The following is a 13,482-nucleotide window of genomic DNA, read 5'->3' as shown; positions in this document are numbered from 1 at the left end:
GATACGACGTTTGTTGTTCAAGCCTGGTAGGAGATTCCAATGACACTGTCTTCGCGACGCCGTTTGCTCGTTTGCGCCGCCATCTGGGGCGCCATGCCCGCATTGGCGTGGAGCAGCACCTATCCCGCCAAGCCGATCCGCATGGTGGTGCCTTTCGCGCCGGGCGGCGCCTCCGACGTGGTGGCGCGGCTGGTGTCGCAGAGGCTGGCTGAGGCCTTGAAGCAGCCGGTGGTGGTGGAGAACCGCCCCGGCGCCAATGGCATCATCGGCACCGATATGGTCGCGCGTGCCGCCCCCGATGGCTATACGCTGCTGCTCAACACCGCGGGCGCGCAGACGCTCAGCCCCGTGCTGTACAAGGCCGGTTACGAGCCGCTGAAGAGCTTTGCGCCGATCAGCCTGATCAGCAGCATCGGCTTTGTGATGGTGGTCCACCCGTCGGTGCCCGCCAAGACCGTGCAGGAGTTCGTCGGGCTGGCCCGCGCCAAGAGCCGTCCGCTGAGTCTGTCGGCCGGCAGCAGCATGATCGAGCTGATCGGGGAGACGTTCAAATCCACCGCCGGCACCCCGGACGTGGTCAGTGTGTCGTACCGGGGCACCGGCCCGCAGATGCAGGCCGTGGTGGCGGGCGAGGTCGACATGACCATAGATCCCTTCAACTCGATGGCGATGATCCGGGCTGGCAGGCTGCGCCCGCTGGCCGTGCTGTCGCCCAAGCGCTCGCCAGCGCTGCCCGATGTGCCGACCATGCAGGAGGCCGGGATCCAGGGCATGAACTTCAATTCCTGGGCCGGGCTGCTGGCGCCCGCGGGCACGCCGAAGGAAATCGTCACCCGGCTGAACCAGGAAATCGTGCGGATCGTCGCGATGCCGGATATCCGGGAGCGCCTTGCCGCCATCGACTATGAGGCCGTCGGCAGCACGCCCGAGCAGTTTGCCACCGTCATTGCCGACGACGCCGCGCGCTGGGCCAAGCTGGTCAAGGACACGAACTACAAAGAGAAGACCGCGCCATAAGGCGGCATGGTGCCCAGGGGCATCGCAAAGACAAAGCTGACAACGCTAACAAAGCTAGTCCACGACAACGAGATGGCTAGCCAAAAAACAGGAGACAACACGATGCCAAGCCTCACCACGCTGCTGCGCGCCGCGCTGCCATTGCTGAGCCTCGCCGCAGCGCCGTTCGCGGCGGCGGCCGACGCTTATCCCAGCAAGCCGATCCGCATGGTGGTGCCGTTCGCCGCCGGCAGCGGCACTGACGCGGTGGCCCGCATCACCGCCAAGGAACTCGGCGACGCACTCAAGGCCAATGTGGTGGTGGACAACCGCCCCGGGGCAAATGGCGCGATTGCCGCCGAGATCGTCGCGCAGGCCGCGCCGGACGGCTACACGCTGTTCATGACCACCAACACGACCCATTCGGCCAATCCTTCGCTGATGAAGAAGCTGCCGTATGACCCGATCCGCGACTTCACGCCGGTGGCGCGCATGGGCAACCTGCCGTTCATGCTGGTGGTCAACCCGAAGCTGCCGGTCAAGACCGTGGCGGACCTGATCGCCTACGCGCGCACGCATCCGGGCATGTCTTACGCCAGCGGCAACAGCACCGGCATCGTGTCGGGCGCCACGCTCGGGCGCATGGCCGGGCTGGACCTGTTGCATGTGCCGTACAAGAGCACGCCGCCGGCCATGACCGACGTGATCGCGGGGCAGGTGCCGATGATGTTTGTCGACGTGGCGGCCGGCATTGCCAACGTGAGGGCGGGCAAGCTGCGGGCGCTGGCGGTGACTACCGCGCAGCGCAGCCGGCTGCTGCCGGAGCTGCCGCCGCTGGCCGACACGCCTGAGCTGAAAGGCTTCGATATCACGTCCTGGAATGGCGTGTTCGCGCCAGCGAAGGCGCCTGCGGAGGTGGTCGAGCGGCTCAACCGCGAGCTGTCGCGCATCGCCGCGAGCAAGGAAGTCGCTCCGCGTTTCGAGGCGCTGGGCTTTGAGGCATTCGGGCAATCGCCCAAGCAGTTCTCCGGCTTCGTGGCTGGCGAACTGGTCAAGTGGACCAAGCTGGTCAAGGACGCTGGCATCCAGCCGGAATGAGGTAGGCATGAACTTTGAAAGAACCCCCGAGCAGCGCGCCATCGTCGAAGCGGTGACGCAGCTATGCAGCGACTTCGGCGCCGACTACTGGTCGGGGCTGGACGACGAAGGCAAGTTTCCCCATGCCTTCCACCAGGCCATGGCACAGGCGGGCTGGCTCGGCATCGCGATGCCGGAAGCGTACGGCGGCGCCGGGCTTGGCATTACCGAGGCGGCGCTGATCATGCAGACGGTGTCGGCCGGCGGCGCGGGTTTTTCCGGCGCGTCGGCCATCCATATGAATGTGTTTGGCCTCAATCCGGTTGTGGTGTTTGGCAACGACCGGCAGAAGGAGGCGGCGCTGGCGCCGCTGATCGCCGGGACCGAGAAGGCCTGCTTCGCCGTGACGGAGCCCGACGCCGGGCTGGACACTACCCATCTCAAGACCCAGGCCGTGCTGTCGGCGGATGGCGCCAGCTATCGCGTGGATGGCCGCAAGATCTGGATCTCCACCGCGCAGGTGGCCGACCGCATGCTGCTGCTGGCCCGTACCACGCCGCTGGACAAAGTGGCCAAGCCGACGCAGGGCCTGAGCCTGTTCTACACGGCGCTGGACCGCAGGCACATCGAGGTGCGCGAGATCCACAAGATGGGGCGCGCCGCGGTGGATTCGAACATGCTCTTTATCGACGGGCTGACGGTGCCGGTGGCCGACCGCATCGGTGAGGAAGGGCGCGGCTTCGAGTACATCCTGCACGGCCTCAATCCCGAGCGCATCCTGATTGCCGCCGAAGCCGTCGGCCTTGGCCGCGTCGCACTGGAAGCGGCAACGCGCTATGCCAAGGAGCGCACCGTGTTCGGGCGCCCGATCGGCCAGAACCAGGGCATCCAGCATCCGCTGGCGCAAGCGTGGATGGCGCTGGAGGCCGCCGATATGATGGTGTGGAAGGCGGCCTGGCTGTATGACAACGGGAAGCCCTGCGGGGCCGAAGCCAATACCGCCAAGTACCTCGCGGCGGAGGCCGCGCACCAGGCCTGCCAGACTGCGGTCCTGACGCTGGGCGGCATGGGCTATGCGCGTGAGTACCAGGTGGAGCGTTACCTGCGCGAGTCGTATATCCCGCGCATTGCCCCGGTCAGCGCACAGCTCATCATGTGCCATATCGCCGAGCGCGTGCTGGGTTTGCCTAAGTCGTATTGAACTCGCTCTTGCTGCATTGCCCGCCAATCCGTGCGGCGGCGCTGCCATTCTTTCAGCGATGAAAATAATAAAAAACGCGCCGCATCTTCATGCGGCGCGTTTTTTATCTGAGGAAGCCAACTCGCGTCAGCGCAGGATCAACGCAGGCGCTTGATCAGCGAGGAGGTATCGGCACGGCCGCAGCCGTCTTGCTGCAGGTCGGCGTAGAACTGGTCCACCACGGCGGTGACCGGCAGGCTGGCGCCGTTGCGGCGCGCCTCGTCCAGGCACAGGCCCAGATCCTTGCGCATCCAGTCCACCGCGAAGCCGAAATCGAACTTGTCTTCGATCATGGTGGGGCCGCGGTTTTCCAGCTGCCAGGAGCCGGCGGCGCCCTTGCTGATCACATCCAGCACTACCTTCATGTCCAGTCTCGCGCGCTCGCCAAAGGCGATGGCTTCGGACAGGCCCTGCAGCAGGCCGGCGATGCAGATCTGGTTGACCATCTTGGCCAGCTGGCCCGCGCCGGAGCCGCCAATGCGAGTGACGGCGCGCCCATAGGCCCCCAGCACTGCCTCGACGCGACCGAATACGGCCTCGTCGGCGCCGCACATGATGGTCAGGATGCCCTTTTGCGCGCCGACTTCGCCGCCCGAGACAGGCGCGTCGACAAAGTGCAGGCCCCGCTCGCTGGCCGCGGCATACAACTCGCGCGCCACATTGGCGCTGGCGGTGGTGTGGTCCACAAACACGCAGCCTGCCGGTGCGTTGCCGTAGGCACCGTCCTTGCCAGTGAGGACCGAGCGCAGGTCATCGTCGTTGCCCACGCAGGAACAGACCACTTCGGCGTCTTGCGCGGCCAGCGCCGGCGTGGCGGCCGACTTGCCGCCGAACGCGGCGACCCACTGCTCGGCCTTGGCAGCCGTGCGGTTGTAGACGGTGACCTGATGGCCCTTGGCGGCGAGATGGCCCGCCATGTGATAGCCCATGACACCCAGGCCGATAAATGCGACGCGCATGACTTGAATACTCCGAAGCCCGCGTTTGGCGGCGGGCGAGTGGTTGGCCAGGTGGGCAGCCCACCGACGCCGGGAATGCTGCCATTCTTGCACTACAACGTCAACAAGCGTTGCCGCGGGAAATTGTCGTGCGCGCGCGCATGTCGGCGGGGCGAGGCGGTCAACAAGGCTCAGCGCACGCTGCGCTCGCTTACCGCTGCGTTTGCCCGGCCCGCCGCCCGCCCGCCTGCCCGGCGCGGCTGGCTACTCGAAAGATACCTGGCCGGAACCGGTCCGGCTGACGGCGCGCTGGTGCGGCTTGCCGGCAACGATGATGTCGCCGGATCCCGTCAGCGCCACGCTGGCCGCATCCGACGCGTAGCCGAGGATGCGGCCCGAGCCGCTGAGCTGCGCGTCCAGCCGCTGCGCGCGCAAGGCGCTGGCATCCACCTCGCCAGAGCCGGAGATGGCGGCGCGCACGCTGCCCACGGTGCCCTCGGCCACGATCGAGCCGGAACCGGACAGGCGCAGGTCGATGGATGCCTCGTGCAAGCCGGACGCCCGCAGGGTGCCGGCGCCGGGAATGCTGACCGCCTGGAGCGAGGGCCCGGTAATGGCCACCCTGAGCGGCGCCGCGAGCACGACTGGCGCGCTCAGGCCGATCGTCAGCTTGCCGTCGTCCAGGCTGGTGAGCACCAGCGCCAGGATGTCCTCGGGGCCGGTGATGGAAACGGAGTAGGCGCGCGCAACCGAGAACACCACATCGGCCGGCGCATTGAGCTGCACGCCGGAGAACGCGCCGACCATGCGCTGCTCGGTCTTCTCGGGGCCGCCTCCCTTGGTGGCGTCATGGGACGTCACCACCTGGCCATTGACGACGACGACACTGCTCCCGGACGTGCCCGAGGCAGAAATGCCGCTCTGGTTGATAACCACGGTGCTTGGCTGAGCCAGCGCCGCGCCGGCAAAGCTGGCGGATGCCAGCCAGGCAGCGCATGGCAGGTTGATACGGGTCATGGCGATCCTTCGGGCTGGCAGGGGGCCTGGTGGAATGTGTACTTGTCCTTGCCGGTCCTCTTTGAATCATAGAGCGCTTCATCGGCTTTGATGAACGCCTTGGCGAGCGTGTCACCGCTGACCATGTGGGTGACGCCAATGCTGATGGTCACGGGGGGGCGATGGCGCATCCCGGATGTTGCGGCACAGCAGGCCGATGCGGACTTCCGCCTCGGCGCGCGTCATCCCCTTGAGATAAATGCCGAATTCCTCTCCCCCCCAGACGCGCATAGTGGCAGTCCCCCATCACCAGCTTGATCCCTGCGGCCACGTGCTTGAGCACTTCGTCGCCAATATCGTGGCCGTAGCGGTCATTGACCTTCTTGAAGTCGTCGATGTCCACCATCGCCAGGTAGTGATCTTGCTCCGCGGTGGCGCGCGGTACCAGGCTGCCTACGTTGAGCATGAAGGACCGGCGGTTGGGAATCTCAGCCAGCGCATCCACATATGCTTGCTGCAGCAAGGTCGTCGCCATGACAAAGTTCTGCAGCTTCGCGCGCCGCAGCGTGATGAATGTGCACACCGTGATGCCGGTGAAATAGAGCGCGTAGCAGACGACCAGGATGCCTTTGAGTTCCAGCAGGTCCTGCGCCGCCATCATGGGAAAGAGCAGGACCCAGGCCAGCGCGATGACGCCGAAAAACGCCCTGGTGCTCAGCGGCAGCAGGGAGGCGCAGAACAGCACGCTGGCCGCCACCAGCATCGACCAGATCGGACGGGTGTCGTCTGGCGTGCCGTCCAGCACCAGGCGGGCACCTACGCAGAAGGCCACCACAAAGGCAACGTTGAGAACCTGGAATTGTTGCGCGCGCCGGTCGCAAGCCGTTTCACACGGGCGTTTGGACGGCCTGGCCGGGCACGGCGCGCAGCGCTCTCTTGCCGTCGCCGCCCTTGGTGGCGCGGCACTCACACGCTTGCATGGCGGGGTTCCCTGTGGCGGGTCCCGATGCCTATGCTAGAGGTGGCGGTGGATCGCTTCGGCTGACGCGGCGGCCGACGCCGGAGTCGGGTATCCCGTGCGAAGCAGCACGATGCCCGGCGCTCGCCAGTGCCGGAATACAGGATCCGGTGCGGGCGGTTCGTACGATTCGCGCTGGCAGTCGAGTAGGGGGAAACATGAGAACGCTGGGCTTGCTGTTCGCCACCACGTTGGCGATAGCGTCGCCGCTGCACGCATACGCGGCGGGTTGCCAATATGACATGCAGTGCAAAGGGGAGCGGATCTGCCAGAAGGGCCAGTGCGTGTCTCCGGATGACGACGACCAGAGCGTCGACCAGCCCGCCAAGCCGCCAGCCTCTCGTATTGCTCCCGCGCCAACGCCTGCCGCCAGTCAGGTGCCTGCGTCCTCCCGCACGGTGAAGAGCGCGCCGCCGGCAACGCCCGTCCCGGGCGAGCCGCGCTTTTGCTGCACGGTGGCAGGCAGGCTCAAGCCATATAACAACGCCGCCTTCGACTCCGACACCGTCGTTGGCGACGCCTGCCAGGGCATGACCAACTCGGGCAAGCCTGTGCCCGGCACCGCCTGCCAATGACGTAGCCAAGAGCGCTGTGCAAGCGCTGATTCAGACGCATCGGATCAGCGTTTTTTTGCTACGCGAGCAGGATGGCGCAGCCGGGGAACCCCACTTCAGGCCGGTTGCCATTGAGACTTCGCCACGCCCGTTCGCGCCACCCGCTCAAGGCGGGCGCCGGGTTTATTCGGCCGGCCTGGCCGGCTCCACAACCGGTTCCACAACCGGCTCCACAACCGGCTCCACAACCGGCTCCACAACGTCGGCCGGTGCCACCAGCCGCGCAGTCTTGCGCGGCGCGGTTTCGACGGTTGCTTCCGGCAGCAGCTTGCCGCCTGGCAGGTAGGCCGCGACCCATCCCGTCATCGCCGCGCCCATGGCGGGCAGCCCGTTGCCGTACTCCGGCAGGAAATCCCGGCCCATCAGGCACCATTGAAACGGATCCTGGCCGCCGATCGTGGCGAAATGGCGTTGGACGTTGTCGGAAAAGTCAGCGTTCGCGCCGAACACGATCTCGATCAGGCTGTGGGTGTAGGCGGCAATGTGCTGCGCCATCACGTCGGCCAGCTCGGGCCGGAACGTGGTGAAGCTGAACGGTTGCGCGGCCGCCTCGCGCAAGTAGTCGGTGCCTTCGGCAATGAGCGTCTTTGCCGTTTGCAGGTTCAGCGCGCCGATCTTCTGCGCCACCTGCGCCCAGGGGTTTGCCAGGCCAAAATCGATGACAGGGTAAGGCAGAGGCGCCTCGACGTGTTCAGCGTAAGAGAGGGTAGCCATGAGCGTCTCCGATAGTTCATGACGAGGCAACGCGTCCGAGGGATTTCGCCGGTGGCAATCGTCACTTGCTGCGCCGCAGCATTGCGCTAGTCATCATAGGCGCAATCGTCAGGGTGTCAAGGCGCACGACGGCAGGCGCCCACTTCGTCACATCGGGGCGGCGCGGGCAACCTGCTTCCGGGATCGGGCTGCGGCGCCGCTTACTCTGGCTTGACGCCCGCTTCCCGGATCACCGCGGTCCACTTGGCCAGCTCGGACTGGATGCGGGCCTGGGTCTGCGCCGGCGTGGTCCAGGTGGCGATGGCGCCTTGCTTGAGCAGGGAGGCCTTCACATCGGGCTCGGCCAGGATCTTCTTGAGCTCGGCGTTGAGCCGGTCCACCACCGGCGCCGGGGTGCCGGCCGGGGCCACGATGCCGAACATGGAGTTGACCTCGAAGTCCTTCAGGCCCGCTTCATTCGCCGTCGGCACGTCGGGCAGTGCCGCCACGCGCTCGCTGGTGGTGACGGCCAGCGCGCGGATCTTGCCGCCTTTTACGTAGGACTGCGCCGCCGGCACGGTCTCGACCATGCTGAGCACCTGCCCGCCGATGAGGTCGGTCATGGCGGGGCCGCTGCCTTTGTAAGGCACATGCAGCATGTCCACGCCGGCCATGCGCTTGAACATCTCGCCGGCCAGGTGCTGGGGCGAGCCGTTGCCGGCGGAAGCAAAGGTGATCGCGCCAGGGGTGGTTTTTGCCAGCGCGATCAATTGCGGCAGGCTGTTGGCCTTGACGCTGGGATTGACCACGAACACAAGCGGCACGGTACCCACGATGGCCACTGGCGCAAAGCTCTTCTCGATGTCGTAGGAGACGCGGTTCTTGTACAGCGCCGCGTTGATCGCGTGGCTGGTCAGGGCACCCATCAGCAGGGTATAGCCGTCGGCGGGCGACTTGGCGACCAGCTCCGCGCCGATATTGCCGGCGGCGCCGGCCCGGTTGTCGACCACCACCTGCTGGCCCAGCGCGGTGGACAGGTGCTGCGCCAGGGTGCGGCCGATGACGTCGGTGGCGCCGCCCGGGGGGTAGGGCACGACCAGGCGGATCGGCTTGGTGGGATAGTCGGCGGCAGCGGCCAGGCCAGGCAAGGCGGCTGTGCCTGCCAGCATGGCGCCGGCCAGCGCGCAGCGGATCAGTTGGCGCCTGGGCGCGGAAACGCGCGTTCGCGCGTGGCGTCGAATGCCGGTCATAGGGGAATCTCCTGCGCCGGGTTGGTATGGTTGGTATGGATGGAAAGGCACAGCAAGGCTGTGCGGCGCGGGACGCCCGGCTCGTCGCCATGGCAGAGTGTAGGGGGCGTCTCTTGATAGAAGAATCAAAATTTTTCTATCGACTGATCTGAATCTTCAATTAAAGATGCAGGGCTAAATTCTCCATTGCACCTGCGCGGCAAGGCCAGCTATGATGCTTGCCTAAATTATCAATAATATTATTGGAGATGTGCATGGCCGGCTCCCACGATTCCCCCAAGGACCCTTCCGCCTCGGCACAGGCCGGCCAGGACCCCTTCGAGCCGGCGCAAGACGCCGAGAACGGCTTGGGCAAGGGACTGACGAACTATGGCGACAAAGGCTTCTCGCTGTTCCTGCGCAAGGCCTTTATCAAGGGCGCGGGCTATACCGACGACGCGTTGTCGCGTCCGGTGATCGGCATCGTCAACACCAACAGCAGCTACAACCCCTGTCACGGCAACGCGCCGCAACTGGTGGAAGCCGTCAAGCGCGGCGTCATGCTGGCGGGCGGCCTGCCGGTGGACTTTCCCACCATCTCCGTGCATGAGAGCTTCTCCGCGCCCACCAGCATGTACCTGCGCAACCTCATGTCGATGGACACCGAGGAAATGATCCGCGCGCAGCCCATGGACGCCGTGGTGCTGATCGGAGGCTGCGACAAGACCGTGCCCGCGCAGTTGATGGGCGCGGCCTCGGCCGGCGTGCCGGCGATCCAGCTGGTCACCGGCTCCATGCTCACCGGCTCGCATCGCGGCGAGCGCGTGGGCGCCTGCACCGATTGCCGCCGCTACTGGGGCCGCTACCGCGCCGAAGAGATCGATGCGCCCGAGATTGCCGACGTGAACAACCAACTGGTTGCCAGCGTGGGCACCTGCTCGGTGATGGGCACGGCCAGCACCATGGCCTGCCTGACCGAAGCGCTCGGCATGATGGTGGCCGGCGGTGCATCGGCGCCGGCGGTCACCGCCGACCGCGTGCGGGTGGCCGAGCGCACCGGCACCACTGCCGTGGCCATGGCCCGCTCCGGCCTGACGCCGGAGCGCATCCTCACCGGCCGCGCGATCGAGAACGCCATCCGCGTGCTGCTGGCCATCGGCGGCTCCACCAACGGCATCGTGCACCTGACCGCCATCGCCGGGCGCCTGGGCATCGGCATCGACCTGGCCGGGCTGGACCGCATGAGCCGCGAGACCCCCGTGCTGGTGGACCTGAAGCCCTCCGGCCAGCATTACATGGAAGACTTCCACGCGGCTGGCGGCATGCCCGCGCTGCTGCGCGAGCTGCGCCCGCTGCTGCACCTGGACACGCTGACGGTCTCAGGCCGCACGCTGGGCGAGGAGCTCGACGCCGCGCCCGCGCCGTTCGCGCAGGAGGTGATTCGCCCGTTCGATGCGCCGATCTATCCGGTGGGCGGCCTGGCCGTGCTGCGCGGCAACCTGGCTCCGGGCGGCGCCATTATCAAGCAATCCGCCGCCGATCCTGTGCTGATGGAGCATGAAGGACGCGCCGTGGTGTTCGAAGATGCCGAGGACATGGCGCTGCGCATCGACGACGACGCGCTGGACGTGAAAGCCGACGATATCCTGGTGCTCAAGCGCATCGGGCCGACCGGCGCGCCCGGCATGCCCGAGGCCGGCTACATGCCGATTCCCAGGAAGCTGGCGCGCGCTGGCGTGAAGGACATGGTGCGCATCTCGGACGGCCGGATGAGCGGGACCGCGGCCGGCACCATCGTGCTGCATGTGACACCGGAAGCCGCCATCGGCGGCCCGCTGGCGCACGTTCGCAACGGCGACCGCATCCGCCTGTCGGTGGCGCGGCGCGAAATTTCCCTGCTGATCGACGACGCGGAACTGGCCCGCCGCGCGGCCGAGCACAAAGTGGTGCGGCCTGCCGCCGAGCGCGGCTATCGCAAGTTGTTCCTGGCCACGGTAACGCAGGCCGACCAGGGCGTGGACTTCGATTTCCTGCGTGCCGCGCGGACCAGCGAAACCGTGCCGCGCAAGTCCTGAGCGCCCAGTCATGGATCGGCCCACCCGTGCAGGCACGCGCGCGCAAGCGGCGCGTAGCATTCAGGACGATACTGCCGGCAGCGCCCAAGCCATGCTGGCAGCCGCCGCGATCCTTGAGGAAGACATCGTCTTTGGCTTGCTGAGTCCGCGCGAGCGGCTGGTCGAAGACGACCTGATGGCGCGCTTCAACCTGAAGCGCCATGTGGTGCGCCAGCTGCTCGTCACGCTCGAAGGCATGGGCGTGGTCGAGCGCAAGCGCAACGTTGGCGCGGTGGTGCGCGCCTTTCCTGCACGCGAAGTCATGGAACTGTACGCGCTGCGCGAAGTGCTGGAAACGCATGCCGCCAGCCTGATCGCGTTGCCGGTGCCTGCGGCGCGGTTGCAGGCGCTGGTGGCCGTGCAGCAGGAGCATGACGTTGCGGTGGCCGCAGGCGATGCGCGTGCGGTGTTCCGCATCAACCAGCGCTTTCACCGGGAGTTGTTCGCCCTGGTCGACAATGCGGTGCTGCGGCAGGCCATCGAGGAATACGCGCGCCGAGCGCATCCGATCCGCTTTGGGTCGCTGGCTGCGGCGGGCTATCGCGAGCGTGCCAGGCAGGAACACTGGGCCATGATCGAGGCCTTGCGCGAGGGCCGGCGCGAGGATCTTGTCGCGCTATGCCGTAGCCATCTGCTGCCCTCGCGCGATGCTTACCTCGCGGCGGAACGGGAGCGTGCCGGAGGGCCTGCCTAGTACATTCCATTATTTGTCTCTCGGATACGGTTAATGGAAATATCGGAGGAAATCAATACGCCAGTCGAGGGGAAACTTGAAATCCCTTTCTCAATCTTTAACCGTGCGGGCTGACATTTGCGTGTTGTGGCAGGAATATTAGCCAGCGGACCGTGCTAAAATCGGCCCCTTCTGAAGTTCAGACGATTGTCGGCCTGCAAAAGAGATGTCAGCGCAACCGTGTAAGCCGCTTCCGGAGCGCTCGCCCAAAATAGGGTTAGGTGGTCTGATCCTGCTCCTGGCCCTGGGATCGGTCCTGCTGACCATGGCCAATGCGCTCTACTCCAGTTACCGCGTGCAGCGTGACCTGCTGATCCGCAATACGCTGGAAGCCAACCGTGTCTATGCGGCCAAGCTGGCGCAGTCCACGGGAGCCCATCTTGAAAGCACCATGCAGCAGTTGGCGTACAGTGCCGGTTTGCTAGCTGCGGCCATGGATAATCCGGCCCGTGTGGACGAGGAGGCCGAGCGCTTGCGCTTGCAGACCAGGAGCCTGAATTCGGTGGCCATCGTCCGCCAGGACGGCATGGTGCTATCCGTGTCGCCAGCGGCCTTGCGCCGGAGCGGACAGAGCGTGAAGACCGATTGGGGGCACACGCTCCTGACCACCCGCACCCCGGCGATCAGCGAGCCCTTTACAAGCGCCAGCGGGCGGCTGATTATCTTTATTTCCCATCCCATTATTAATGCGGAGGGGCGGCTGCTTGGTTATGTTGGGGGCACGATTTACCTGAATGCCAAGAACCTGCTGCATGAAATTCTCGATAACCATTATTATCGGGATAGCTCTTATGTCTATGTGGTGGACCGCAAAGGCACCGTGATTTTTCACCCGGACGACACCCATGTTGGCAAGTCGATCTTCAAGAATTCGGTCGTGCTGGCGGTAACCAGCGGCGCAGCGGGCGCGCAGCAGATACTGAACCAGTACGGTGTCGAGATGCTTGCAGGCTATGCGCCGGTCGCGTCCACCGGGTGGGGCATCGTGGCGCAAAGATCCACGCAAGCCACGCTAGCCGATCTGAATGACCTGGTGCTGGTGACATTCGGCAACAGCATTCCCATCCTGCTCCTGTCGCTGGTCTTTATCTTGTGGTTTTCCCGCTGGATCTCGCGGCCGTTGGGGCAGTTGGCCGATGATGCCCGGATGGGGACCACGCCCGACGGGATGGCGCGGATCGAGCGGATCCAGGCCAGGTATGTCGAAGCCGATCGTCTCAAAAAAGCGCTGCTGCGGGGCATGAGCCTGACCAGCAGCAAGCTGGACCGGCTCAACCATGAATCCATCACCGACGCACTGACGGGGCTGCGCAATCGCCGCGGGCTGGACAATGCGCTCAGCCTGTACGAGCTTGGCGGGCAGTCCTTTGCCGTCATCACGCTCGACGTGGACCACTTCAAGTCGATCAATGACCGCTACGGGCACGATGTCGGTGACGAGGTGCTGACGCACATCGCTAGCCTGATGCGGGCCGGCTCCCGGGGCGGCGACATGACCTGCCGCAACGGCGGGGAGGAGTTCGTCATCTTGCTGCCCGGCACGACCGCGGACAACGCGTTCCTGATCGCGGAGCGCTTGCGCGAGGCCGTGGAAAAGACGCCCAACCCCACTGGTGGGGTCGTGACGGTTTCGCTTGGCGTCGCGCATTTTCCTTCGTCGGCGGAGGAGGTTGGCGAGGTGCTGAAAAAGTCGGATATCGCGCTCTATCAGGCCAAGCGCAATGGACGCAACAACACGGTCCGGTACCAGCCGGAACCGGCCGTCCAGGCGGATTCGCCCTGATCGCGCGGGCGCTGCCGCCTGGCGCGATAACTTGCGCGATGCATGGCGGCC

The 13,482-nt window shown here is 65.9% G+C and carries 13 protein-coding genes; 7 read left to right on the top strand and 6 right to left on the bottom strand.

Annotated features, from left to right (window positions below):
- The first annotated feature begins 39 nt into the window (after window positions 1-39).
- The 3 genes from AC1RWI_RS13670 to AC1RWI_RS13660 all read left to right on the top strand — a co-directional run bounded on the left by AC1RWI_RS13670 (window position 40) and on the right by AC1RWI_RS13660 (window position 3,274).
- Window positions 40-1,017 carry a Bug family tripartite tricarboxylate transporter substrate binding protein gene (locus tag AC1RWI_RS13670; protein WP_043355681.1) on the top strand — a complete coding sequence of 326 codons (978 nt, stop codon included), beginning with the start codon at window positions 40-42 and terminating at the stop codon, window positions 1,015-1,017.
- Between the two features lie 102 nt (window positions 1,018-1,119).
- On the top strand, window positions 1,120-2,094 hold the full coding sequence (locus AC1RWI_RS13665) for a tripartite tricarboxylate transporter substrate binding protein (protein ID WP_492866946.1): 975 nt from the start codon (window positions 1,120-1,122) through the stop codon (window positions 2,092-2,094).
- 7 nt (window positions 2,095-2,101) lie between these two features.
- Complete coding sequence (locus AC1RWI_RS13660; protein ID WP_492866944.1) at window positions 2,102-3,274, top strand: acyl-CoA dehydrogenase family protein; 1,173 nt, start codon at window positions 2,102-2,104, stop codon at window positions 3,272-3,274.
- A 137-nt stretch (window positions 3,275-3,411) separates the two neighbouring features.
- On the opposite strand, the gene AC1RWI_RS13655 is transcribed toward AC1RWI_RS13660, so the two are convergent.
- The 4 genes from AC1RWI_RS13655 to AC1RWI_RS13640 all read right to left on the bottom strand — a co-directional run bounded on the left by AC1RWI_RS13655 (window position 3,412) and on the right by AC1RWI_RS13640 (window position 6,010).
- The gene (locus AC1RWI_RS13655; protein WP_492867006.1) at window positions 3,412-4,323 is read right to left on the bottom strand and encodes an NAD(P)-dependent oxidoreductase; all 912 of its coding nucleotides are present in this window, start codon (window positions 4,321-4,323) and stop codon (window positions 3,412-3,414) included.
- Window positions 4,324-4,515: 192 nt separating this feature from the next.
- A complete protein-coding gene (locus AC1RWI_RS13650) occupies window positions 4,516-5,268 on the bottom strand; it encodes a head GIN domain-containing protein (RefSeq protein ID WP_052495096.1) in 753 nt (250 codons plus the stop codon).
- Window positions 5,265-5,420, bottom strand: coding sequence for a hypothetical protein (locus AC1RWI_RS13645; RefSeq protein ID WP_158408326.1), 156 nt, complete (start codon window positions 5,418-5,420; stop codon window positions 5,265-5,267). Before AC1RWI_RS13645 ends, AC1RWI_RS13650 begins: the two co-directional genes overlap by 4 nt.
- Window positions 5,417-6,010, bottom strand: coding sequence for a GGDEF domain-containing protein (locus AC1RWI_RS13640; RefSeq protein WP_144409996.1), 594 nt, complete (start codon window positions 6,008-6,010; stop codon window positions 5,417-5,419). Before AC1RWI_RS13640 ends, AC1RWI_RS13645 begins: the two co-directional genes overlap by 4 nt.
- A gap of 413 nt (window positions 6,011-6,423) precedes the next feature.
- On the opposite strand from AC1RWI_RS13640, the gene AC1RWI_RS13635 reads away from it, so the two are divergent.
- A complete protein-coding gene (locus tag AC1RWI_RS13635) occupies window positions 6,424-6,840 on the top strand; it encodes a hypothetical protein (RefSeq protein WP_043355674.1) in 417 nt (138 codons plus the stop codon).
- A gap of 162 nt (window positions 6,841-7,002) precedes the next feature.
- On the opposite strand, the gene AC1RWI_RS13630 is transcribed toward AC1RWI_RS13635, so the two are convergent.
- On the bottom strand, window positions 7,003-7,593 hold the full coding sequence (locus AC1RWI_RS13630; RefSeq protein ID WP_063778470.1) for a phasin family protein: 591 nt from the start codon (window positions 7,591-7,593) through the stop codon (window positions 7,003-7,005).
- A 200-nt stretch (window positions 7,594-7,793) separates the two neighbouring features.
- Window positions 7,794-8,822 carry a Bug family tripartite tricarboxylate transporter substrate binding protein gene (locus AC1RWI_RS13625; RefSeq protein ID WP_043355672.1) on the bottom strand — a complete coding sequence of 343 codons (1,029 nt, stop codon included), beginning with the start codon at window positions 8,820-8,822 and terminating at the stop codon, window positions 7,794-7,796.
- A 254-nt stretch (window positions 8,823-9,076) separates the two neighbouring features.
- Here AC1RWI_RS13625 and AC1RWI_RS13620 point away from each other — a divergent pair, with 254 nt between their 5' ends.
- The 3 genes from AC1RWI_RS13620 to AC1RWI_RS13610 all read left to right on the top strand — a co-directional run bounded on the left by AC1RWI_RS13620 (window position 9,077) and on the right by AC1RWI_RS13610 (window position 13,431).
- On the top strand, window positions 9,077-10,876 hold the full coding sequence (locus tag AC1RWI_RS13620; protein ID WP_492866940.1) for an IlvD/Edd family dehydratase: 1,800 nt from the start codon (window positions 9,077-9,079) through the stop codon (window positions 10,874-10,876).
- 91 nt (window positions 10,877-10,967) lie between these two features.
- Complete coding sequence (locus tag AC1RWI_RS13615; RefSeq protein ID WP_052495292.1) at window positions 10,968-11,609, top strand: GntR family transcriptional regulator; 642 nt, start codon at window positions 10,968-10,970, stop codon at window positions 11,607-11,609.
- A 250-nt stretch (window positions 11,610-11,859) separates the two neighbouring features.
- Window positions 11,860-13,431, top strand: a complete 1,572-nt coding sequence (locus AC1RWI_RS13610) for a sensor domain-containing diguanylate cyclase (protein ID WP_492867004.1) — start codon at window positions 11,860-11,862, stop codon at window positions 13,429-13,431.
- The last annotated feature ends 51 nt before the right edge of the window (window positions 13,432-13,482 follow it).

It is taken from the genome of Cupriavidus sp. MPR-AND1C (assembly GCF_058809705.1).
Note: the sequence above shows the minus strand (reverse complement) of the source record. Positions and strands in the feature narration are given on the sequence as shown.